This is a genomic window from Thermococcus indicus (assembly GCF_006274605.1).
GTDB classification, from domain to species: Archaea; Methanobacteriota_B; Thermococci; order Thermococcales; family Thermococcaceae; genus Thermococcus; species Thermococcus indicus.
The window spans coordinates 1,188,649-1,212,343 of record NZ_CP040846.1 but is presented as its reverse complement, the minus strand read 5'-3'; the positions used below and the strand labels follow the sequence as shown (position 1 = coordinate 1,212,343).

18 protein-coding genes and 2 CRISPR repeat arrays (1 of these 20 cut by a window edge) are annotated in these 23,695 nt (G+C 49.9%); of the genes, 12 read left to right on the top strand and 6 right to left on the bottom strand.

The window, feature by feature from the left end; translation table 11 throughout:
* Window positions 1–407: direct repeats of the CRISPR family, unit length 31 nt; it reaches 2,381 nt to the left of the window's first position.
* 152 nt (window positions 408–559) lie between these two features.
* The 8 genes from cas6 (at window position 560) to FH039_RS12580 (ending at window position 10,427) form a co-directional block, all read left to right on the top strand.
* On the top strand, window positions 560–1,273 hold the full coding sequence (gene cas6, locus FH039_RS06655; RefSeq protein WP_139680685.1) for a CRISPR-associated endoribonuclease Cas6: 714 nt from the start codon (window positions 560–562) through the stop codon (window positions 1,271–1,273).
* Window positions 1,274–1,277: 4 nt separating this feature from the next.
* Window positions 1,278–3,617: a type III-A CRISPR-associated protein Cas10/Csm1 gene (gene cas10 / locus FH039_RS06650; protein ID WP_139680684.1), complete on the top strand. Its 2,340-nt coding sequence runs from the start codon at window positions 1,278–1,280 to the stop codon at window positions 3,615–3,617.
* On the top strand, window positions 3,614–4,174 hold the full coding sequence (gene csm2, locus FH039_RS06645) for a type III-A CRISPR-associated protein Csm2 (RefSeq protein ID WP_139680683.1): 561 nt from the start codon (window positions 3,614–3,616) through the stop codon (window positions 4,172–4,174). Before cas10 ends, csm2 begins: the two co-directional genes overlap by 4 nt.
* On the top strand, window positions 4,174–5,046 hold the full coding sequence (gene csm3, locus FH039_RS06640) for a type III-A CRISPR-associated RAMP protein Csm3 (protein ID WP_139680682.1): 873 nt from the start codon (window positions 4,174–4,176) through the stop codon (window positions 5,044–5,046). Before csm2 ends, csm3 begins: the two co-directional genes overlap by 1 nt.
* The gene (gene csm4 / locus FH039_RS06635; protein ID WP_139680681.1) at window positions 5,046–5,891 is read left to right on the top strand and encodes a type III-A CRISPR-associated RAMP protein Csm4; all 846 of its coding nucleotides are present in this window, start codon (window positions 5,046–5,048) and stop codon (window positions 5,889–5,891) included. Before csm3 ends, csm4 begins: the two co-directional genes overlap by 1 nt.
* The gene (csm5, locus tag FH039_RS06630; protein ID WP_139680680.1) at window positions 5,888–7,096 is read left to right on the top strand and encodes a type III-A CRISPR-associated RAMP protein Csm5; all 1,209 of its coding nucleotides are present in this window, start codon (window positions 5,888–5,890) and stop codon (window positions 7,094–7,096) included. Before csm4 ends, csm5 begins: the two co-directional genes overlap by 4 nt.
* Window positions 7,093–8,373 (top strand): CRISPR-associated CARF protein Csx1, encoded by a 1,281-nt coding sequence (gene csx1, locus FH039_RS06625; RefSeq protein ID WP_139680679.1) that lies wholly within the window; start codon window positions 7,093–7,095, stop codon window positions 8,371–8,373. The genes csm5 and csx1 overlap by 4 nt, the downstream gene beginning before the upstream one ends.
* Before the next feature lie 409 nt (window positions 8,374–8,782).
* Window positions 8,783–9,093: direct repeats of the CRISPR family, unit length 29 nt; unit sequence GTTTCCGTAGAACAGAGTTGTGTGGAAAC.
* 1,034 nt (window positions 9,094–10,127) lie between these two features.
* Window positions 10,128–10,427 (top strand): type II toxin-antitoxin system RelE family toxin, encoded by a 300-nt coding sequence (locus tag FH039_RS12580; protein ID WP_139680678.1) that lies wholly within the window; start codon window positions 10,128–10,130, stop codon window positions 10,425–10,427.
* Here FH039_RS12580 and FH039_RS06615 read toward each other — a convergent pair.
* Window positions 10,396–10,635, bottom strand: coding sequence for an addiction module protein (locus FH039_RS06615; RefSeq protein ID WP_139680677.1), 240 nt, complete (start codon window positions 10,633–10,635; stop codon window positions 10,396–10,398). The two genes, FH039_RS12580 and FH039_RS06615, sit on opposite strands and share 32 nt — an antisense overlap.
* 660 nt (window positions 10,636–11,295) lie before the next feature.
* Between FH039_RS06615 and FH039_RS06610 the strand changes: the two genes are divergently transcribed.
* Genes FH039_RS06610 through FH039_RS06600 form a run of 3 tightly spaced genes read left to right on the top strand, consistent with a single transcriptional unit; the run spans window position 11,296 to window position 15,236 of the window.
* The gene (locus FH039_RS06610; protein WP_139680676.1) at window positions 11,296–12,279 is read left to right on the top strand and encodes an ADP-ribosylglycohydrolase family protein; all 984 of its coding nucleotides are present in this window, start codon (window positions 11,296–11,298) and stop codon (window positions 12,277–12,279) included.
* Window positions 12,212–13,900 carry a tetratricopeptide repeat protein gene (locus tag FH039_RS06605; protein ID WP_240703183.1) on the top strand — a complete coding sequence of 563 codons (1,689 nt, stop codon included), beginning with the start codon at window positions 12,212–12,214 and terminating at the stop codon, window positions 13,898–13,900. The genes FH039_RS06610 and FH039_RS06605 overlap by 68 nt, the downstream gene beginning before the upstream one ends.
* Before the next feature lie 40 nt (window positions 13,901–13,940).
* Window positions 13,941–15,236: a DNA-3-methyladenine glycosylase I gene (locus FH039_RS06600; RefSeq protein WP_139680675.1), complete on the top strand. Its 1,296-nt coding sequence runs from the start codon at window positions 13,941–13,943 to the stop codon at window positions 15,234–15,236.
* A gap of 50 nt (window positions 15,237–15,286) precedes the next feature.
* On the opposite strand, the gene FH039_RS06595 is transcribed toward FH039_RS06600, so the two are convergent.
* Window positions 15,287–19,321 (bottom strand): bifunctional RecB family nuclease/DEAD/DEAH box helicase, encoded by a 4,035-nt coding sequence (locus FH039_RS06595; RefSeq protein ID WP_139680674.1) that lies wholly within the window; start codon window positions 19,319–19,321, stop codon window positions 15,287–15,289.
* Between the two features lie 74 nt (window positions 19,322–19,395).
* Window positions 19,396–19,755, bottom strand: coding sequence for a hypothetical protein (locus tag FH039_RS06590; RefSeq protein WP_139680673.1), 360 nt, complete (start codon window positions 19,753–19,755; stop codon window positions 19,396–19,398).
* Between the two features lie 102 nt (window positions 19,756–19,857).
* Here FH039_RS06590 and FH039_RS06585 point away from each other — a divergent pair, with 102 nt between their 5' ends.
* Window positions 19,858–20,085 carry a hypothetical protein gene (locus tag FH039_RS06585; RefSeq protein ID WP_139680672.1) on the top strand — a complete coding sequence of 76 codons (228 nt, stop codon included), beginning with the start codon at window positions 19,858–19,860 and terminating at the stop codon, window positions 20,083–20,085.
* A 7-nt stretch (window positions 20,086–20,092) separates the two neighbouring features.
* Here the strand turns inward: FH039_RS06585 and FH039_RS06580 are convergent, their stop codons facing one another.
* From FH039_RS06580 to FH039_RS06570, 3 genes are all read right to left on the bottom strand, one after another.
* Window positions 20,093–20,731 (bottom strand): alanyl-tRNA editing protein, encoded by a 639-nt coding sequence (locus FH039_RS06580; protein ID WP_139681709.1) that lies wholly within the window; start codon window positions 20,729–20,731, stop codon window positions 20,093–20,095.
* A 59-nt stretch (window positions 20,732–20,790) separates the two neighbouring features.
* Window positions 20,791–22,263: an exodeoxyribonuclease VII small subunit gene (locus FH039_RS06575; protein WP_139680671.1), complete on the bottom strand. Its 1,473-nt coding sequence runs from the start codon at window positions 22,261–22,263 to the stop codon at window positions 20,791–20,793.
* A gap of 125 nt (window positions 22,264–22,388) precedes the next feature.
* A complete protein-coding gene (locus FH039_RS06570) occupies window positions 22,389–23,681 on the bottom strand; it encodes a dicarboxylate/amino acid:cation symporter (protein ID WP_139680670.1) in 1,293 nt (430 codons plus the stop codon).
* Window positions 23,682–23,695 lie beyond the last annotated feature (14 nt).

Genomic DNA, 23,695 nt, shown 5'->3' with positions numbered 1-23,695 from the left:
TGGAAAACCCCATTCAGGACTTCTCCGGTCGAGGCGTCGCGGAGTTTCAGTAGTCACAGAATTGTGTGGAAAAAGTTTCCAGGCGAGCTCAGTCGTCCTCATTTTTCAGGTTTCAGTAGTCACAGAATTGTGTGGAAAGATCTTCCTCAGTTCAATAGCCATGACCTCCATCATATGTTTCAGTAGTCACAGAATTGTGTGGAAAGTTCACAAATATTGGATATGGCTGAGCAGGCATCAAACGTTTCAGTAGTCACAGAATTGTGTGGAAAGTCACAGTAGTTACTGTAATCATAGACTACTATCCGTCGTTTCAGTAGTCACAGAATTGTGTGGAAAGGAGTTCCTGGCAGTGATGTAGGCCCTGATCTTAGCCGTTTCAGTAGCTACAGAATTGTGTGTTCAGCTGTTCTCAATCTAGGTGAAAACGGTTTGTTTTGGTAGTCACACGGGGTGGGGACCGTCTGGAACCCTTTGTTTCAACCCCTCTGATGACGTGCTCAAAACCGTTATAAACTATACCAACCTAAGTTATTTAGGCCTCCCTTCGGTGACGCTCATGAGGCTTAAGGTGGCGTTTTATCCGGACGGAAACGGAAGCATCAGACCCAACAAACACGCTGTCCAGGGATTCATCTACAACATGTTGAGGGGCACGGAGTACGGGGAGCGCCACAGCGAGGCGAAGTTCAAGTTCTTCACCTTCTCGGACTTCTTCATTGACCGCTCCGGACGACCAACCCTTATAGTATCATCCCCGGATAAAGACTTCATCAATGCCCTCCATTCCAGCTTGAAGGACAGGGTGAGTGTCCACCTCGGCACCGAGGAGCTCATAATAGCAGAACTCAAAAAGTTCAAACTGCCCCCCAGAAAGCACTTCCAAACGGGTTCTCCCGTTGTCATATACAAAAACTCCCGGGAGAACGAGTACTTCAAACTCCACGCCCACAGAGACCTCCACTTCTTCCTCAATAGACTTAAGGAAAACGCCGAGAAGAAGTACAACGCTTTCTATGGGGAGGACTTCCATCTCGATGGCCCGATATTCGACCGCATGATACCTAAGCTCAGGAAAAATGGAAAGCTGGACGTCTACGTGAGGGTCGTTAAGTGGGGCCGCGCTTTTCCGGTGATAGGTTCCCACTGGGAGCTTCTTGAGAAAGACAGAATAAGAGCCGAGGAAAGAAGGTTCTACGAGTTCATCATGGAAGCCGGGCTGGGTGAAAAGAACAGTTTAGGCTTTGGATTTTTAAATCCCATAAGGAGGTGATGACTTGGATTTAAGGGAACTTGTGGCCCTCGGCGGACTTTTACATGACGTCGGCAAGCCCGTCCAGAGGGCCGGTCTCTACTCGGGTGACCATTCCACTCAGGGTGCCCTCTTTCTCAGGGATATTGCCAGAAGCACAGAGAGGGAAGAATACGAGCTCTTAGCGCTTTTCTCAGAGTTCCATCACTGGGATCACATGGAGAACGAGGAGCGTATGAGGGCCAAGATTCGAGAGGTTTCCCCCGAGAGGTTTGGGCTGTCGGAAGAGGATGTTTTCAATGCCCTCTGGATAGTCTATGAGGCCGACAACCTATCCTCCTCAGAGAGGGAAGGGGAAGGCAGAGAGTTCTATGTTTTCAGACCGTTGGCATCTGTCTTTAGCAGAGACCTAAAGTATCCCCTCTACCCATTGGATTTCGGGGCAGGACTCCCGATGCCGGCTGGGGATGTCCGCATCTCGGGGACGGACTACCGAGATATCATCAGAAGGCTCACAGGAGAGCTTATTGAATCCCCTCTCAAAACAGATAGACTAATGCCCCTTCTCGAAAAGTACCTGAGCTTTGTGAGCTCGGTAACGCTTGAGGGGAACACCATCTCCCTTTACGACCACATGCGCATGACCTCTGCCATAGCCCTTGCTATGCTCCACTCCGGATGCACCGTGGAGGAAGTCAAATCCGGAACCTGTAAAAAGGAGAAGCGTTTTCTCCTCATTGAGGGCGACTTTTCCGGAATACAGGACTTCATATACCGCATTAGCGGTAAGGGAACCCTTAAGTACCTGCGCGCCAGGAGCGCCTACCTGGGGCTCCTTGGCTGGGACGTGGTGCTTGAGATTCTCAGGAGATTGAACCTGACGAGGGCGAACGTGATATTCAACGCCGGTGGTCACTTTCTAATAATCGCCCAGAATACACCGGAAGCAGTGGGGGAGCTTGAGGGCATCAGGAAGCACGTTTCAGAGTGGCTGTGGAATGAATTCGACGGATCCCTTTACTTGGCCCTCGACTGGGAGCCGGTGACGGGTGAAGAACTCGGAAGAAGCAAATCAGAGAATCTCTTTGAGAGGGCAAGGGGAAGGCTGAAAAAGAAGCTCGCCGTAAGGAAGCTCAGGCGCTTTGGAGAGGTTGAGAGCCTCTTCAATGTCCCAAAGGCAGAAAAGCTGGAGGAGTGCCCGGTTTGTGGGAGAGAAGTTCCAGAGGGGAAGCTCGAACCGTTTGTTCTCGACCCCGAGGTCAGGGTCTGTAGCACCTGCAATGGTCTCGCGGAGCTGGGGAAGAACCTGCCGAAGATCGGGGGCTTTGTCTTTTCCGGAAAAGACGACCCTGCAGCCCTCATGGAAGGCCCGTTCTCGGGCTTTGTCCCACATCTCGGCGAAGTGTCTTCCGGGAAGGCCCTCTTACTGAAGAACACGCTAAAGCCACCGGCCAACTTGCCACCTGAAATCGAGTTCGTTCCGTACTTCGTGGCGGACTATTACAGGGAGTCCTCGAAGGGAGGAATAGCAGACTTTGAAGAGCTTGCGGAGGCATCAACCGGAGTAAAAAGAATCGGTGTCCTCAAGGGAGACGTTGACTTCCTAGGAGACTTCTTCCGTTCCATGGACAGTCCGTCGAAGCTGGCCACGGCTTCACGCTTCATGGACTACTTTTTCAAGGGATACCTGGGGGCCATAATCAAAGGAAAGTTCGGATACGTTTCGGAGTACGTACCTTCCCTGAGGGGATGGCCTGAGAAACCGGACATCGTCGTTGTGTACGCCGGTGGCGACGACTTCTTCATCGTTGGAGCGTGGGACCAAGTCTTCGAGCTGGCCTTCAGGATAAGGGAAACGTTCAGGGCATACACCGGAAACGGCTTAACGCTCTCGGCAGGCCTGGGCTACTTCGACCCGAAGACCCCGATATACAGGATGGCCGAGGTCGTGGGCGAGAGGCTTGAGAAGGCAAAGGATGAGGGGAGAAACAGGGTAACGGTAATTGAAAGAAGCCGTCCGGAGGACGGAAGGCACCCCTTATCGTACACCTGGGACGAATACGGGGAGCTCTGGAAGAGGTACACACCAAAAGTGTATGCCGGGAATGGAAGGCTTAGAAAGCCCTTTGACTCGAAGAGGGGCTTATTAATGCGTCTCCTTGAGCTTAGGGAGCTCTACGTAAGAACCCCAAACGATGTCCGCTGGGCATACCTCACGGCATATCTCCTCGGAAGGCACGGCCTCTCGGACCTTTTCCCAGAGCTTGTGGGGATTGATGCGAACGCCGTTGAAAAAAACGAACCCCAGCCGATTTACTGGATTGATGGGGTTCTGAAAATCGTGCTTATGGCCGTTAGGAGGTGAAGGTTGTGGGCTATCAAGGCGGATATGGTAGGAACAGGCACTCCGGGAGGGAGTTTTCCCGGACGGACGCGTCCAAGCTTTTTGGAGAATTCCCAGATGTCGTGGGGATAAAAACCGCACTCGGAAACAGGACCCTCGATAGGAACAGTATAAACCCCTACTTTACCCGTGTGGTTAGCGATGCGAGAAAGTTCAATGAGTGGAGTCCGGAGAGGAGACTGGCCAATGCAATCACAGTTGCGGCGTATCTTGTTGCCCAAGGCTTGAAGACTAACCAAGTGAGGAAGATCCTAGAGATGGCAAGGACCACGGAGTTAAAAGCCAAGAGGGGAGACGGGAATATAAAAGACGACATCGTCAAGATGCGCTATCTCTTAGCATACACGGTTGGAAAAGCAACCGGACAGCCGAGATACCCCCTCGAGGCCTTCCACAGTGTCCTTGATCCGATGCTCGAAGTTCTCATGCAGGAACCCACCAAGGATAACTTTGATAAGTTTTACGACTTCCTTCAGGCGATCGTCGCCTATCACAGGTTTTTCGGGGGTAGGGAGTGATGAATAGGGAATTTTATGGAAAGCTTGTTGTAAGGGGAAGGATTAAGGCCGTGACGGGTCTCCATATAGGCTCTCAGAGGGACATCTCCGAAATTGGGGGGATAGACAACCCAGTCATAAAGGACCCCCACACTGGGCTGCCGTACATTCCGGGTTCGTCCTTGAAGGGTCGTCTAAGGGCACTCTTCGAAGTCTTCGTAAACTCTCAGCTTGAGGGAATGAAAGAGCGCTATCCGGTACTCTCAAAATACTCTCCGGGAAGCTGTAGGCCAACCAACCAAGAGAACTGTGGGAAGTTCTTCAACAGGCGAATCAACAAGGGTTGGATACACATCTGCCCGGATTACGATTCCGCTCTTAACTGTCCGGTATGCAGGCTCTTCGGAGCGAGCGGAAACGAGAGCAACTTCCCCTCTAGGGTAATAGTTAGAGACGCATTTTTGACAGAGGAGTGGGTCGAAAGGTGGAAATCGGGTGAAGAGCTAACGGAGGCAAAGATAGAGGTCGGTATAGACCGCGTTACCTCCCAAGCCAACCCCAGAACCAACGAGCGTGTCGTTGCCGGAACCGAGTTTGAGTTCGAGATAATCTACAACGTCGAGAGGCTTGACCACTGGGAGGATGACGTGAGGAACCTCCTCACGGCGATGGCTCTGCTTGAGGACAGCTACCTCGGCGGCTCGGGTTCAAGGGGCTATGGTAAAGTTGAGTTCGAGTTTGATTACATCGAGCTCAGGACTCCAGAGTACTACAGAACCGGAGCCGATGAAGAGAAGATCACAGTTGAGGTTGGAGAAAAGTCAGTCTCAGAGGTTTTAAAGGAGTTCGATGGGCTCTTCTCGGGGGTGAAGAGCAGGCTGGGGGCTGAGTGATGGGGAAATTCCAAGTGGTCCGCCTGAGACCCAAGGGGCCGGTAACGGGGATTCCCCACGCGGATACGCTCTTCGGAGCCATTGCGAACGCCCTCGCCACGCTCGATGGGGGTAAGGCCGTTGAGGAACTGTTATGGGCCTTCAAAGAGGGCGCGAGGATAAGCTCGGCCTTTCCATACTCAGGCGATACATACTACCTCCCAAAGCCCCTCACCGTTGAGCTCATGGATTTTGGGGGCGACACAGCCAGGGTCAAGAGGATGAAGCGAGCGGCTTATCTCGATCTCGAAAATTTTGAGAAGGCCCTGAGGCTGAAACCGTTCGAGGTTCCCGAGGAGAACACCCACTCTATCGTAGACGTTCCAAAGGTCGTCCTCGATAGAGTCGCGCAGGATTCTTCAATTTACTTCTGGGAGGAGGTTCGGTTCAGGGACGACTCCGGCCTGTACTTCCTGTATTCCGGCCCCGGAGATGTTTTCAATGAGTTCATAAAGCCCGCGGTGAGGCTCTTAGGGGACAGCGGCATCGGAGGAAAGTCAACCTGGGGCTTCGGCCTCTTTGAGCCCTCCTTCGAGTCCATAAAAATCAATGCCCCCGCAAGTCCCTACGCAGTCACACTCTCCAATGCCTTGCCTACGAAGAGGCCGGTACTCTGGAGAACCCTGAGAAAGGGCGGCTGGAGCTTCGGGAAGAGAAAGCCCAAGATGACGTTCATAGCCGAGGGCTCGGTGATAAGAGACGACCCCGGAAGGGTCGAAGGCCTTGAGATGGGACTGCCCTTCAAGGTCTACACCTACGGTCTCACTTTCCCCCTGCCAGCCATTATTCCGGAGGGTCTCGAATGATGCTGAGGGTCCTCTCACCCCTCCACATCGGTAACGGAAACGAGCTAACGCCCCTCGACCTCTACCCCGGCGACGGCGTCGTTTACGTCCTCGACACGGAGAAGCTCATGAAAAAGCTGACTGACATGGGGGTAAGCCTTGAAGAGATACTGTACCTGCTCAAAAACCCTTCCGGCGATTCCTACATCTGGAAAGGTTACATAGACGAGCTCGGACTGGATGTAAGGGAATACTCCCTCTACTCCCTTCCCGTTCGCGGCGAAGTTGGAAAGAGGAGCATGACCGTGAAGGAGTTCATGAAGGTAAACGGAAGGCCATACATCCCCGGTTCGAGCCTGAAAGGGGCTTTAAGAACGGCGATTCTCTACAAAGTTCTGCGGGAGTGCGGGGATTCGGGAACGGCCATGAAAGTAGTTTTAAGAACAGACAGAAGGCTGGCCGAGAAAATCGGGTGGAGCGGAAGCCTGGCTGAGTTCTACGTGGATTATCTCCTGGAGGAGCTGAGAAAGGCTGAGAGCCAGAGGAGATACCGGTTCGAGGCGAAAAAGGCCGACGACCTTCTTGAGGCCATAGTCTTTGGGATGGAAACCGACAGACGGGGCGTGAAGTACGAACCGAAACGCGACCCCCTGAGGGCCCTTATCGTAAGGGACAGCCCGCCGGTTGGCAGAAGGCACCTCGCACTCTACCGCGTTGATGTCATCGGGAATCCCCAGCCAATACCGATATGGGTCGAGGCCCTCGAACCCGGCACCGCTCTGAACGTCGAAATCAATGTAAACGCCGAGACTCTTAGGCTCAACGCCGGCCACTTCAACGGGCTCCTCTGGGAGTGCCTGAAAGACCTCGGAGAACCGTGGAAGGTCTTTGAGGGGTTCCTTTGGGAGGCCGTGGATGAGTTCCACGGCGAGCTTGTAAGGACCGAGCTTGAGGGGGTTAGAAGGTACGGAAGAAACGCGGAGAAAGTTAAAGCGTTCTACGCCTCCATCCAGGGTTACGGCGGTCGCATCTTAAGGCTCGGATGGGGGAGTGGCTGGCTCGCTATGACCATCGGGCTGCTGCTGGGAAAGGAGAGGAAGTGGGAAAGCCTGAGGAAAAAGCTCGGACTTGGCAAAAAACCTCGCGGGAGGGGTCTGTCCAGGGAGTTCCCCAAGACGAGGAGACTCGCCGATGGGAAGCCAATGGGATGGGTGATGTTGGGATGAAGCTCCTGGTCGTTTCGTGGGGAGACTTCGAGAGGTGGACGGAGATAAAGTACTGCTTCGGCGAGGAGGAAAGCGTCGGCCCCTCCACGCTCCCGATCCTGCAAAAGGTCATAAAGCCCGACTGGACTGTCATACTGCTCTCGGACACCCTCGGAAGGGACTTCAGTTCACTTGAAGCCCTCAGGGAAGACGTGAGGGGCAGGGTGATGGATTTCCTCGACAGAATAGGAGCCGGCAGGGAAGTTGACGTCATCATCGTCCCCGGCATAGGGCAGTTCTCACACGGAACGTTCAGGGGAAACGCCATGGACGCCTACCATTACCTGCTACACAAACTCGCGGAGATAATCCCACCCAGGGGAGACCTCGAAGTCCACTTCGATTCTACCCATGGGCTGAACTACATAACCCTGCTCGCCTACAGGGCACTGGAGGAGCTCCTCGGCATCGCGGCCATAGTGAACGAGGTAAAGTTCACCGCCTACAACTCCGACCCCTACGTTCCCAAAATAACCCACGAGCTGACGATAAACGTAATTGAGGAGAGAAAGCTAACCCCCTCGCCCCTTACGGAGCCCCTCCCAGAGAAAAGCGGAGAATACCTTGGTAACTACTCCCTCCCGGGCAGGGAATACGGCGAGGTTATGAAGGGTCTCAAAAGGATGGAAAACGTGAGAAAATCACGGGGCAGGCTGAACGCATGGATTTCGTCGGTCATCAACGGCCTGCCCCTCGTCTTCGCCTCGGCGTTTCCAGAGGTCGATAGACTGGCGGGGGCAATCGAAGAGCTGGAAGCGGCGTACACAGAGGCGATAGCCCTCTCACCCGGAAGGGTCGAGAGGAGGCTCTCCCTCGGGAAGGGCTTCGGCGTCCTTGTCAAGCTCCACTTCCAGGCCAAAGCCCTTGAAACCGCTGGCCTCCCAAAGGATGAGCTTTCCCTGGAAGAACTCCTGGAGGTATCCGAGAGAATCTTCAGGGGAAGCGTTAGGGCATCCACCAAGAAAGAGCTAAACAAGCTGTCGGAGGCTCTGAAGTTCAACAGCCCGAGCTGGATCCGTCTGGTAGAGCTCTTTGAAATGGCGGGCAAAAACCCCAACCGGCAGGTGGACGACAGGAACTTTTTGGCTCACGCCGGTCTTGAGGCCAACCTCATCGAGCTGAAGCGCGAGGGCGAGCTCTACGTCAGGTACACGAGGGAGAAAGTGAAGTACGGCGGTGCCATGAAGGAGCCTTGGAAGGTCATCGAGAACATACTCTCAAAGACCCTCGGAGGGTAGCACGGGTAGAGCAAAGCCTGGGAAATGGGCAGTCGAGACGCGATACCTTTTCGTTCTTCTTCCGTTTCCATTTTTAATCCCAAGGGCAGGTTTCCGGGAGAATTGAAGCGCTGGAGGGCTCAACTTCTTCACCGTGAAAAGCCGGCAAAAGCTGGGACAAACGCTCCAAAATATGCTCCAGAAATGAAAAACAGAGACCCCAGCCGCGATTAACATCGAGAAGCCAGCTCATCCCGAATATCGTTCAGAGGGGGCGGGGAACGTTCAAAAACCCCAGAAAAGAACGCGAAGCCCGAAAAGTATGAGTGTAGGGGTTATAAATCAACCTCCATGCACCGCTTTCCGAGGAAAGTCTTAAATAGAATCAAAGAGAGAGGGATACATGAGAAACACGGCAATAACACCCAGAGTTTCCGTAGAACAGGATTGTGTGGAAACTCGAACCTAATGGCGTATGAAGTTCTCGGCATGTCTTTCACGTTTCCGTAGAACAGAGTTGTGTGGAAACATTGATGGACTTCACCGATAATCCCTCCTCTTATACCCCTCGTTTCCGTAGAACAGAGTTGTGTGGAAACGTTCTCCTGCCTGAGGAAATCCCTTTGTAGAGGAAAACGTAAGTTTCCGTAGAACAGAGTTGTGTGGAAACACCTCGTAGCCCTGTATCTCAAACTTCCACACCCAGATTTCCGTTTCCGTAGAACAGGATTGTGTGGAAACGTAACCAGCATAGCCATAAATTTCTCACTAACTTCCACGCTCAGTTTCCGTAGAACAGAATTGTATAGCATAGCTGGGGGAAACGGGATGAAAAGACCGCTCTACATAACCCGGCCCGGGACGCTTAGGTGCGTTAAGGGCACGCTCCAGTTTGAGGGGGATGGCGTCCGGAAGACCATCCCGGTGAAAACGCGCGCACCTCTGCGAACGGATTCATGGGATTGAATTCAACCTGGTGTTGCACGGAAGTGGCTGGTTTGTCAACTGCTTCAGTACTCGCTGAGGAGGGGAGTATCACATCGAACGACATGGCCCCGCTGCCCTTAGAATGAATTAAGAACTTTTCAGAAACGGAAAGAAAAGAGCAGGAGAAAGGACGATTTCAACAAACATCTAGTGCGCCATATGGTGGCGCACTTTTCCCTAAAAACCTTCCAGTAGTGGGCGGAAAACAGAGGGTCAACCTCTGTAAACTTTTGACCGAGTTTGTTGAATCAACTTTTTGCATAGGCCTGCAGGAGTTGGCGGTGGTTTGCAGAGGTTTTTGCAGAAGTTTGCACAGGTCTGCATAGGTTTGCAATGGTTTGCAGAGGTTCTACTATAACGAATACACGTTCTCATTCTCCAAGAGTCAGCGCGAACCCACGTGTGTGCACATCTCGTGTGTTTATTTTTTGAAAATAATTTTGTGTGCTCACATAATGTGAACGCTTAACTTCTCACGTGAAAACGCTACAAGTAGCGTGAAAGATTCACGCTGATTCTTAGAGAATTATAGATTTTTTGAAAAAATTCAGAAAAAATAAAAAATAAACACACACGATGAAATTGTGCACGATTTTGTGACCTCAACGCTGAGCATGCGAGTGCAGGTGATTGTATATGCCCTATTGTGAATAATACTTTACGCTTAATTTTTCCACACATCAAAGAGCTTTTAATTGCTTCACCTTCTTAATTTTTCACCGCATCGAAGAGTTTGTATTAAAGTAAATCTCCTTTCTTAATTAATTACCCCTTCTGAAAACTTTTTAATGTCCCCTCCCGCCCAATTTATTAAGGTAGACACTAAGGAACCAGCACACATTAAGAAATTGGTTGAATCCATCGAGGCTTTAAGGGTAGATCCTGATTCTCCTGTTCCCAGGGGTTACGACGTGGGAAGAGTTAAGAGCATGAAGGTTAAGGGCTTTCCGGCCTATGTCTTACGGCTTGGGGGATATAGGGTTTTTTACGGGGTTGATTGGGAGGATAAGGTTATTTATTTGGCTAAAATAGGGCCGAGAGAAGGGCCTATAAGCGTTAATCCTCCAAAATCTCCGAGAGTATCCTAACTGCTTTGTCTCCGCTAACTACTTCCGCTTTCCCGCTCTTATACTCCTCAAACCTCTTTTTGAGGTCTTTAATGGTTTCTTCGTCTACTTCCTCAACGGAGAGGCTTTCAGCTCTCATTTTTAGAACCTCAAGCCTGAGTTTTTCTAATTTCTTCTCCTTCTGGTCTGTCTTTTGGAGAAGCACGTTAGGGTTAATAACTTCACTCATTCTCCCACCAATTGTGGCTTGTCCTCGGGTTAAATACGTTTTTACCCGCCTAAACCCATTGGATCAGTTCGCCGAGGTGCGCACAGGATGACGGATCATAATAGTTATAGTCTTGATTCGTGTGCATTTAACCCCCAGAGCGGAAGAGGTCAGAAACCTTTCGACAGTGCAAGGAAAACAAGGTTATCATTGTCGTCAAGTCGGTTAGAATCGTGCACAATTTCATCGTGTGTGTTTATTTTTTATTTTTTCTGAATTTTTTCAAAAAATCTATAATTCTCTAAGAATCAGCGTGAATCTTTCACGCTACTTGTAGCGTTTTTGCGTGAGTTGTTGCGCATTAACATTGTGCGAACACATGATTAACGCTACTTTCTGCGTTTGAATCAAACGCAGGTTCACTGATAATATAAGATTTTTTTGAAAAAATTCAAAGCGCACACACGAATAGCGCACACACGTGAAGTTGAGGTGACGAGCAAAAATGTTAATTACCCTTCATGGATGATATAAAGATGAGCAACTATTTCCGCAACGTAGTGGAACAATAGTAAAAGAAATATACCCTTGGTTTCTACTGTGTAATATCCCGCCGTTGTTGGTGAGCGTAATGCCACCTCAAAATTTGAGGCGGAATGCAACGGTTGTGGGGGCAGGGGAATGGAACTTCGGTCAAGGCTTGAAGGCGGCCTCTGGGGGGTTCTTGTTGGAGATGCCTTTGGATTGACATTTCAGTTCACCAGCAGACTTGCGATGGAGCTGGATTATCCAAGACCCGAGGAAATTCCAATGCTTGACGGCTTGTGGAGCGATGACTCCTCCTTAACCTTGGCAACCGCCCACGCACTGACAAAAGGCTACAGCGTCGAGAAGATTGCAGAAAACTTCCTCCGTTGGTATTATGACGGCGAATTCACGCCGAGGGGATATCCCTTCGACCAGGGCAACACAACCTCAATGGCAATAGAGCGCATTGCCAGTGGTGTTCCACCTCTCGAAGCTGGTGGTAGTGGAGAGTGGGACAATGGCAATGGTTCATTAATGAGAATCCTGCCAGCCGCTTATTATGCCTACTTCAAACTCAGCCCGCTGGAGGAGAAGCTCAAGCTCATTCACGAGGTCTCAATGATTACCCACGCTCATCCCCGCTCACTCATTGGTTGTGGCATCTATTCGTTAATCATATGGAACATTCTTGATGGAATGGACAAGCCGGGAGCTTACCACGAGGCAATAGCAACAGCGGAAAAGTTCTACTCAATAGAGCCGTTTGCCAAGGAGCTCACCCACTACGATAGAGTCTTGAGCGGGAGAATTCACAAAGTAGAGCGGAGCGAGATTAGGGGCAGTGGTTACGTTGTCCACACTCTTGAGGCGAGTCTCTGGGCGTTTCTAAGAAATGAGGGCTTTGCCGATGCAGTAAAGGAGGTAGTCTCTCTTGGAGAGGACGCTGACACTACCGGAGCCGTTACTGGCGGCTTGGCTGGGACGTATTATGGAATCGACAGCATTCCCAAAGAGTGGCTTGAGAAGATTGAGGCCGGGGAATATGTGAGGAAAATAATCGACGAATTCGTTGATAGCCTTCTCCCAGGAGGACAAAGGAGGACTCGGCATGGAATCCCAGCTCATGAGGCTCTATGAAAAGAGGAAAGACACCATCGAGGAACTCCTCAGAAAACTCAGGACATCTAAAGAATGCGAAGACTGGGGGAATTTCGCTTCCATGAGGAGGCTCCCCATGCTCGCCACGGTTGTTTATTACCTTCAAAATTTCGTAGGATATACAGAGGGCGTGTCTTTAGAGGAAATAAAGGCCTTTCTTTACTGCATGTTCCTTGCTGAAAGTGACAAAGAAGAGAAAGTCGTTAAATCAATAGCTTGGTGTCCCATCGAGCAAACTCTGAACGAGATTACCGGATGGAAAATTGAAAAAACAGTTGATGGAAAATACTTGGCAAAATCAGAGCAAGTTATTAGGAAGGATGGAAAACCCTCATACTGGAATGTCCTAGAACTACCATGCAAACTGGCAGAAAAAATCTGCCATGACATACTCAATCCACCAAATGAATGGGTGAGGGAACTGTTATCCCTTTCTCCCGGTTTTCTTTCCCAAAGCTTGGACATGGGGGAGTACCTCAGAGAAATCAGGTATGAAGCACTCCGTCAGGAGATTGATAACAAACGGGGGAAAGATGCCCCAGAGCGGTGTAGGGCACTCGAAAAGTGGGTAAAATCCGATTACGTGGACAAAAGACGTTATAAAGACCTCCAGGAGCTCGTGAGACCTGAGGGGATAACGGTTAAGGAGTTCCTTGCAAAAGGATTTTCCGAATACTCTTTAAAGGACCTCGAGAAAGCGTACGAGGAAGTCTGGCAACGAGAAAAGCTCATTTATGCCGATGGCTACATAAAGTTACTCATTAGCATTGCTGATTATCAACTGGAAAAGCACAGGGACAACAGTGGTGATGATGGGATAACCAAGCTTTTGGACGAGATTTTTAGCTCAATTAAAGGAACAACGCCAGAAAAGCTGGCGGCTGAGTATTACATTAAGGCTGCCAGAGTTGCCACTTCAGTCTCTTTAATCTACTTCCCACAGCAGGACTGTCCTGAGGAAGCTGAGAGGTACTTACAGCTAGCTGTCGAGCTTGAGAAGAAAGCCATAGAGCTCGGTGTTGTTCCGGAATACCACTCAATAACGCTGAACAATCTTGGGACACATTATTATGAAACTAATCGTCCCGAAAAAGCCTTGCCAGTGCTCAAAAAAGCATTGGAATACGCAAGAACGCCAGATGAAAGGGGTCTCGTCCTGCACAATTTGGCTTTAACTTATGCAGATTTGGGGATGAAGAAAGAGGCAGTCGATTGCATGGTAAAATCAATATGCATCCATTACTCTACGAAACACGATTTTGGTGACGTTTCACTTTACGATGAAGCCATTGAGAGGATAATAAAAATGACCGGAAACACCAACACAGATATCTACACAATGAAGGTTGCGCTTGACTTGGTTAGTGGGAATTTAAGTGCCGAAGAGGCCAAGAAGATACTCGAGCAAATTGACCGTGACAAGTGGCCGCTAACCGATACTCTGCTCTCAATACTAAATAGGGAGGAGCGCGTACTATCCAGCGAGATAGCTGAGTGTACAAAACTACTTCAAGACGTTGCAAAAATAAGTGACAAGGAAAATGTGTCGAAGTTGCAGGAGTCTCAAAGGGGCGAGAAGAGGGGTATTCAAAAAGAGTAAAAGGTAGAAAATTGTTACTTAACCATCGGGGTGGCTCTAAATGGGTGTCACGGCTTTTATTATCGTGGGAAGTCGGCCTTACATTACCTATGGCCTCCCAAACCCCGGTTACATTCTACTGCTCTATGAGAACAACCGCCCAGCTTGGGAGCTGAAACCTCTCTATCCAGAGCTTGGAAAGACATCAATAACTTGGATTCCCACTATCGAGGGAATGCTTGAAGATGCTCTGATAATGATTGGTGTGCATGTTGTTAAAGATAGGAAGCTCAGAAAGCTGGCCGAAGAGGTGTTTAAGAAGCCGTTGGACAGTGATGTTGAACTTTACAGAGCAGGGGACCAAATTAATGAACTGAGAAGAGTTGCCAGAGAGGTCCTGCAGAGGTATGATATCGGTCTCGTAATTGTTCCACTGAAAGACAGCACGATAATCCACCAGCTTGACGTCCTAAAAGAGTATGGAAACCTGTGGTACTCTTTGAATTTACCAGTACAAACAGGGGTGGATCAAGCGGTAAGCGTTGAACACGACCCCGAGGAGCATGTTAGGGTTTTTCAAGAGGTTCTTAAGAAGCTAAAAGAGGAGAGCAGGGACAAGAAAAAATTTGAAGCCTACTTAGAGAAGCTCAACAAGTACGCTGGAAGATACAAGGAACTGACTGATGAAGAAATGTATTCTATCCTTGTCCAGGTTATCTTCTTCGCTGGCATGAAAGCCAGAATTGTGGAAGAAAAAATGCCAACCATACTTAAATACCTTAGTGACTTCAAAAAGGTGGCGAGGTATGGAGAAGAAGACATAAAAAGAATGCTAAGTGACAAGAACATGATTAGGAACAGGAGAAAGATAGAAGCGTGCATCCACAACGCAAGAGAGTTTGAGAAAATAATTCAGAAATATGGATCATTCGCCAACTACTTGGATTCGTTTGGCGTAAGCTTCTACGACTATGAGGGCATTAAGAAGAAGATACGACCCGCACTCATTAGAAGATTCAAGGGAATTGGAAAGGTAACGGCATACCACTACCTAATGGAGTTAGGATTTGAAGTTATGAAACCCGACACAACGATCCTGCGGCTCTTCTACCGTTTGGGATGGCTTGAGTCTCCGGAACCTACGGAAGAAAACGTAGATAAAACCATCAAAATTTGCAGTGAAATCGCCAGAAGGCTTGATATTTGGATAAGAGTGGTTGACATGGTATTCGTGGCATTCTGTCAAGAAGGTGGAAACAACGACCTTGGTATCGAAAAAGGAATATGTACAAGCACACCAAAGTGCAACAACTGCCCACTAAAGGGTTATTGCCAGTATTATATAATGCCACCATAACAAAGACATGGCAAATTACCCCCGAAGAAAGCCTTCAACTGGGACTCTTTTTATTTCCACTCTCTTAGCCTATATAAGCTGACTCGTATAGGGATATCTTCAATTGCTCTGAAATCCAACATTGGACTTGTTTCCCCGGATTTCTTAACCCGTAAATAAAACCGTTTCCAAACCTTGACCTTCTCAAACTGCTCCAAGTCAAAGGCTGACGCCGTGAAGAGACTCTTCGATGCAATCAATATCAGCTTCTCCCTCATCCTACTGGCGGCCACGTTAAACCGATTCTGGTCATAAATAAAATCGAAAACCGTTGCTAAATAAGTGGGGTCACTCGATGCCATGGATATTATGATGACATCCTTCTCACCGCCCTGAAACCTCTCGATGGTATCAACTAACACTTCCCTACCCAAATCCCTAAATTTCCTGTAAATTAACGCCTTATGAGCCCGATATGGGACGACTACACCAACATCCAACCCCCTTGGAATGGCTTTAACTATTTCAGAGACTATTTTTGCCTCGAGTTCATTGACCTTTGTGGAAGAAGTATCATTGTGCTCAATAATGACATAGGGGTACTCAGGATGAAGAATCCACCTTACCCACTCTGGAACTTTAAGATTAGTCACAACTTGCATCAATTGTCTTTTCTTATCTCCTCTCTTCTTACTTACCAACTCAATCCCGTCCTTGCTGTAGATAAGCTCAGAATGCATCTCCGCAGCAATCTGAGGTAAACGATGGGTCTCTCTTAACCGGTGAATGGGAAGTAAATTCTCCATTACTTCTTTGCTCTCCCACAGGGGAGGATTCCGATAAAGGAGCTTTTCGAACTCCTTGTGCTCCTCTGGATCAAGCTCCCCACGCAAGAACCTCAAGAAGTTTATTGCTGATAGAAATGGAACGTGTTCCTCAATTGTCTTTCTGTCCTCAACCTCCCAGTTATGAGTCTGGATCGGCTGCATTTGCCTGTGGTCACCTACAATAAGAACCTGTGAACTATCTTTAGCACCCATAGTTGCCATTATGAACATTGGAAGGTCCATCATACTAGCTTCGTCAATAACCACAAGCTCAGCCATTGGTGGGAACTTAGTCAAATCCTTGAATAGCTTGAAAATCGTTCCGGGGGTTGCGAAGATAACCTTTACACGACCTGTTTGAGACAACCACCCATCAAGCCGAGTGGAGGAAAGCAATTCTCGAATCTTATTTCCTTCAGCGTACGTTAGAGCGACATTGTACTCCTCGGGCATGAAGTTCTCTGCCCTTAAGTTATTTTCTATTTGAGGGAGAGCATCTCCACTACTGGCCACCCTAATGAGCTCAATATTTCCAAGCTCTTTGGCATGGGATCTAAGAGCTAAACGCAATTTGGCGGTTCTAATAAGTGCTTCATCAATGGCTCTGTGAGAAACTCCAGTGACGATGAAAACCGAGTTCTTTTTCTGCTTTATTGAAGAATACGCCCTAGCCAGTATCGCGGGCGCAACAGCCCCCGAAGTCTTGCCTGTCCCAGGCGGCCCCTGGAGACTCACCAAGAAGTGGTCAATGTCAAGAATAAAACCCTTCTGGCTGGAGTTTGGAGCATGGACCCCATCGCTTACTTTGCCAACATTTTCGAGGAGATTCACGAACTCTTCAATGTGTTCTCTCTCCCACAGATGTATCCGGTATTTCTTAATGTCCCCATGGGTAAACCTCTCTGATGAATAGATGTCCTGCAGTTTTTTGTAGAGATAATGATGACGTGAACCCTTGAGGATTTCTTCGAGAACCGTGTAGGCCCGGTTCATGTTAAGATCATCCATAGCGGGGTCGATGGCTAAATAACTCCCACCTGAAATCGTTTCACCATTAATCTGAATTCCGGAATAGTCATTTTTCGGGAAGGAGTGGCTTAACAAAAACGGCCCATGCTGACGAAGGGGAAGGAAGGAAAGTTCAACCTCCCCTGTTTTTCTATCAAACCTATTGATCACCGCAAGAGGGGATCTTGATATTTCAAAAGCTGGATCTTTCTTGTCTGTTATTACGAGCCTGAGACACATGCCCCCTTCTTTTTTACATTCGTTTTTGATGGGGGTAATGACAACCCATGAGGATTCATCTAAACTAAACAACGGGGCTTCTGATGAGGCATAATCCCTCCAGATACCTTCATCGTCGGTTGGCGGAAGGACTACATGCCCGATTATTTTTATCTTCCTGCCCTTATCTTTTTCCACCTTAGAGATCTTAATCACTATGCTACGTCCACTCAACACGCGAACTGAGAGAGGAAGCCGGTGGTGAGTTTGGAGTTCCTCTTTCCTTTTGCTGTACTCGAGTTTCTGGTATTCTTCAAGAACCTCCGCCAGACTGACATTCTCTATGTTAAAATCGACGAGGTCCTGGAGGCTAAACGGAGTTTTTTTAACAAACCTGTCCTTTGTGCTTTCAGGTATTGAACGCTCAATATGCCTAACGGCAAGCGCTAAGTACTTGAGTAGATGTTTCAGCTCCTCCTGTTTGTTCTTGGTAAATGCATTCCATATCACGTAAAGCGGCACTTGCTCGTCTTCCCTATGGAAGATAGGATAAAGGGGTGGAATCCTTCCATATCCCCCAAATGAGTGTTTTCCTATGTTGTACAGGGGACACGAGTTATCTTCCTTAAACAGTATCAACCGGCCATTTTCATCCTTCTCAACGAGGAACCTGAAAAGGTCCTCAAACTTTTCTTCTAACCCATTCCATCTAAACCAACCCCCATGTGAACAACTGGGTGCATTGCCCTGGTACTCTTCTGGAGCCTCCCCCCAGTTAAGCTGAAATTGGTGAACCACAGGAATTATCCCCAGTCCCGGAGGGAACCTAAGGGCATGACGCTTTATCAGTTCATCCTTGATAATTGAATATCCTTCTTGGTCAATCGCCTTCCGGAGACTCAGAAATGAGCGGATGGCATTCATACCGTAGACTTCCCTATGACGTTTCACTGCCTCCATTAGCTTGTCTCTGTGAAATCTACTGTAAAAGTACAGGTGGAGAAACACATCGTCACGTGAACCCACCATGAAAGCGGGTTCCCCCTTCTTGTTTCTCGCGTAAGGGTCACGATAATATTGTCCCTCTAAGTTTGGCGCAACATCTATGATGGCATAGAGGACTTCTGTGAAAAATTTCACTAGGAGGTTCCTCTCCATTTTGAGGGCCTCTTCTTCTCCCTCTGGAATTTCATCAGCGACTTCGGCCAAGACTCTTATCCGCTTGGAATCGGAGTTCTCCACAACGCCGGATATTCCAATCAGAGTGTCGTGTATCGGATTGTGCTGAACAAAGAGATAAACCCTGACAAGCGAGTTCTCTGGGTAAAAATATCCATTCTCTACAGGCAAGCTGTAGCCAGTTCCGGGGATAAATTCGGGTCTGACGTCATTTGTTTTTCTCTCAATCTCCTTTTTTATTACCTGAGCCATCTTAGAAAGCTTAGGAAGATTGCTGAGTTCAGTCTTTCCAACTATGTGGGCAACTACCTCAGGTTTTTTGGTTATGGGACGTTTGAAATTAGTGGGCCATGAACGACCCTTCTTATCAACGGGAAACTCGTAGAGATCGGCAAGGTCATTAATGGTTTTGACTCCCGCCTCTCTGAAAACTTTTTGATAGCCCGGCTGAATTCCAAGAAGCCCCAAGTCTCTTCTCTCAACGGCTTTAGCTATGCAGACGGGTTCGAATGGACACTCAGCGCACCTCATTGTAAGCCAGAGGTCGGCTTTTTCTGAGTTCAACATGGCATAAAACGGGCCGTCTTCTCCCAGCTTGTTCTCTAGGGTTAAAATGTACTCCTCTACCTCCTGGGGAAAGCTCAGGGTTCCCGTCGGTGGCCACTCAGTTAGTGGGGCTCCCTTGGTTACAACCGCCAACTTTATTTCTCCATCGATTTTGAGGCCGTCTAAAACCTGATTCAGGAGATAAGCGTAAATTATCGCTTGGAATCTATGGAAAAGCTTCTCCTCTTTTGTGAATTTGGCCTCCAAAACGTAAAAGGTGAAACGTTCGTTTTCTGGAACCGCCACAATGAAGTCTGCCCTTCCCACGACGGGAAATGCTCCAATGGTTCCTTTTAGACAGGGTTGATAGATTATGGTTGGGACTTCCCGGGATAGATTTCTTAATAGCTCTTGCTTTTTTCTACACAATCCTTTTCCGAGTCAATGTAAACACAGGTGTCGGGATAATTCCTTTCGAAGAATACTCGACTAGGAGATTTTTCGGTTTTTGTTTTCTTAAAGAGGCCGTAAAACTCTGAATTGGAAAACAATGCCTGTAACTCCTCGAGGAGAATCTCTTCAAATTTGGCACCCCAACTAACGAGAACATCGTCCACGCGACTTTTGATACCCAATACACAGTAATAGTTGTCAAGTTTGCCACTCTTTTTCTCATAAAGGAGTTTTATGTATTGAGGGCACTCGTAAAGCTCAAAAAAGCGGGCAATCTCATTTGGTTTCAGTTCCGGAAGTTTCATCATGCTATCCCCACTATGTGATGTCTGCATCACTTAAAAGAAGTTTCGGCTGGTGGGATAATTAAATTCAAATAGTGTCAAGTCCAAAGAGAGTAGGTGGTAACATTGAGGGTAAAACTTTACGAACTATCCGGATGTGGGTATGACTTAGTAGGCATCATGGAAGACGACAGGATAATATGGGAGGTTCGGGAAGGTGTTATGAAAAGATTCCTTGAGCACTATCATATCAAAAGTGCCGAGGAACTTCTTAGGAGGTTTAGTGGGAGAGTCCATTTCGTAGCGGTTCCTGACACGATGAAGCCCACTAAAAGAAAAGTTAAAGATGACTGACAAAGGCTTACTCAAGCCATATCTCCAGCCTCTGCTTCCCCTTTCCGAGGCTGGAGCGCTTGAACTTCCTGAGGTGGCCTATCTCCCTTATGTCCCTCACGTGCGTTCCTCCGCAGGGGATTACCTCAAAGTCCCTTATCTGGGTGTAGCGCGTTTCGCCCTCCCACCATATCTTCATCTCGCCGCCCTCGTCAACGAGCCTGTTGAAGGTTTCTATAATCTGCTCCTTCCACTGGTTCACGTTCTCCGGGTAGGTTATGTCGTAGCGGCCCTTCTGGACGCTCATGCCACTGCCGTAGAGCTCCCACTCGCCGGGGAGAACCTCGTTCAGCACGTGCTCCAGGAGATGCATCGCGCTGTGGATCCTCATGAGCCTGTAGCGGTAGTCCCAGTCGATTTTAAGCTCAACCTCGTCGCCGGGCTTGAACTTCTCGGGTTCGGCTACCACGTGCCAGACGTTGCCGGCATCGTCCTTATAGACGTCCAGAACCTCAACGCCATTTATGGTTCCCCTGTCGTGGGGCTGGCCGCCGCCGGTTGGGTAGAATACCGTCTGGTCGAGGAGGAGGGCGTTCTCTTTAACCTCAAGAACCTTCGCCTTCGCTTCCCTCAGGTAGGCATCCTCGTAGTAGAGCTTGCGGGTCACCTTTATCACCCCAGAAGAGTTTGGCTTCAGCATTTAAATGAATATCGAAAAGAAAAGGCTCAGCGCCTCTTCCAGAAGGCCACCGCCAGAACCACGATAAGCGCCGCGACGATGACCGCGGCCATCTTCCCTGTGTCGCTCATTCCCCCGTTTGATTCCTCAGCCGCCAGGGTGTACCTTACCGTTGCGCTGGTGCGGTTGGCCAAAAGCTCCTTCACGTCCTCCGGCTGGGCGCCGTAGCGGATGTAAACGTTGGAGACAATCTCCAGGGTGTTTCCCCTGCGGACAACGGTCATGGTAAAGCGGTTGCCCTTGACCTCGGTGCTGATGTTGTCGGGCACCTCGATGAACTCCCCGCCGTCGGTCAGGTTGAGGGTGAGGTGCAGGGTGTTGTTTACCTCGTACTCGCTCCTGTCCTGGAGACTCTGGGCCATTCCCATTGTTGGATCAAAGGTGTAGACGTACGACCCGTTCTCGTACTTGGTGAAGTTCCTCAGCATGTACTCTGCGTCGATGACAAGGGGCGCGGTTGTCTCGTTGAGTCCGAGGATGGTGACCTTACCACCGTCCACTATGGCACCCTGGTAGCCGAGCGCAAGGGAGTAAGTCCTGAGTATGTACTCAGTAACGTTCTGAACTCCGTACGACACTATCTCGGCCTTTCTGGCGATGACGTCCCTGAGGGGCTCCACGTATTCGTCCTTCATGTGCAGCCTGACGGTGCCGTTGGAGTACACGTCAATGGTAACGTACTCGTTGGTTACGCTCTTCTCGTAGTGCTCGACTCCCTCGTAGGGGGTCTTGTAGCGGATGTAGTAGTCCCCGTAGTCCCCAAAGAGAGACTTAAAACCGTCCGGGGTCAGCCAGGGCTCGAGGTATATGCGGGAGCGAACGATGACGGTATCGCCTTCAGCACTCGACTCGACCGCGAACCTGCTCTGGTTGTACTGCTTGACGAAGGGTTTGGGGTAGCTGAGCAAAGTCGCGTTGGGCGGGAGAACAACTATAAACGTGTTGTTGGCCTCGACTCCAAAGGGGAACCCGGTATCTGGAACCATCATGGAGCCGTATCCCCGAGTCGGGTCGATCCAGAGCTCCCAGTAGTGGTCATACGAGTAGTACCTGGCGTAGTCGAGGGCTATCGCGTTGAAGACGAGGGTTATGTTGTTGCCCTCCTCTATGCCGTAGGACTTCATGCTCTCGTTCACCAGCTTTACCCCTGCCCGGGTGAGCCCCTGGATGTACCGGGCGAGCTGCTCCTGCTCGAACTTCTCTATGGCCTCCTCCATCGTCATGTTGCCGTTCTGGGTCTCGTTGAGAATCTTCTCTATCTGCTTATCGATCTCCTCCTTCGGCCCCAGCCAGATGCTCGTCATGGTGATGTTGGCGCTGCCGTTGGGCAGGAGGACTATTTTGAACGTGAAGTCCTGCTTGTAGACCACGGGGGTCGCATCCCCGGCAAGCGCGAAGTTCGGGCCAACGACAGACGTCAGAAGAATCGCCGCAAAAATAACCGCAAAGACTCTTTTCATTAGGCACTACCTCCATTTCATCTCTGCTGGTAAATAGCGCCTCACCGGGGTATTTAACTTTATCCCAAGAACCCGGATAAAGGAAAACCCTGGAAAGGGCAGGAACAGGAAAATAAAACCAGAGATCAGCCCTTCCACTTCGACTCGTCCAGCTCTCCCTCGGTCTTGGCAACTATCGTTGTTCCCGCGAGGTCGCCGGTGACGTTCACCATCGTCCTGCCCATGTCCAGGATGGCGTCAATGCCGAGTATCATGGCGTAGGCGAGGGCTACCGGACTTCCGGCAGTGAGGTCGAGGCCAACGCTCTGGAGGACCATGGCGAGCATTATCGCCCCAGCTCCGGGAACTCCTGCAGTTCCTATCGAGGCCAGAACCGCCGTGAGAACAACCACGAGCTGCTGGCTCAGTGAAAGCGGCTGGCCGATGGCGTATGCGACGAACAGGACCGTAACCCCCTGGTAGAGCGCGGTTCCGTCCATGTTTATCGTCGCACCGAGGGGCAGCGTGAAGGAGAATATTCCCCTGTCGATGCCCATCCCCTCCTCCGCAACGCGCATCGTGACCGGCAGCGTTCCGCTGGAGCTCCTCGTGACGAAGGCCGTCAGCATGGCGTCCTTTGCCCTTTTGAGGAACTTCACCGGGTCGATACCAAAGATTTTGAGCAGAACGGCATAAACAAGCAGTATCTGAAGGACCAAACCGACGTAAACCGCCAGAACGACCGTTGTCAGCGGCCCGATGACCTTCGTACCCTGGATTGCCATGACGTAGGCTATGAGCGCGAAGACGCCTATCGGTGCGTACTGCATGACACCGCCAACTATGAGGTACATCGCCTCGGCAAGGCCGTCAAAGGCCCTGAGAAGTGTCGTTCCTGCCGTCCTGAGTCTCTCGTCCTCCCTGTTGATGAGGTACGTGAGGGCTATCCCAAGGACTATCGCAAAGAATATCGTCTGAAGAACCGCACCGCTGGAGAGCGACTCAAAGGGGTTTGTCGGCACTATGTTCAGGAGAGTGTCAACCAGGGACGGCGGCTGGGCCTCGATGGCCTTGCCGGCGCCGGTTCCAAGGTCAACCCCGCTCCCCACATGGAAGAGGTTGCCCATGAGCAGGCCGAAGAACACCGCAAACGCCGAGGTAAACAGGTAGTAAACGACGATCTTGACGCCCACGCGGCCCAACCTGGCGGGGCTGATGCTTGATGCACCCACCACAAGGGACGCGAGGACTATCGGCATGACGAGCATCTTCAGGAGCCTGACGAAGAGGTCGCCGAAGGGCTTTATGTACGTCTCAACCGCGTCCTGCCAGCCGAAGTGGGCCGCCACCAGACCGAACACTGCGCCCAGAATGAGGCCCCAGAGTATCTTCCAGAGAACCGGGTAGTCCAGATACCTCCTCAGAAGTCCCTTTCCCACTGTTCCACCCCCTT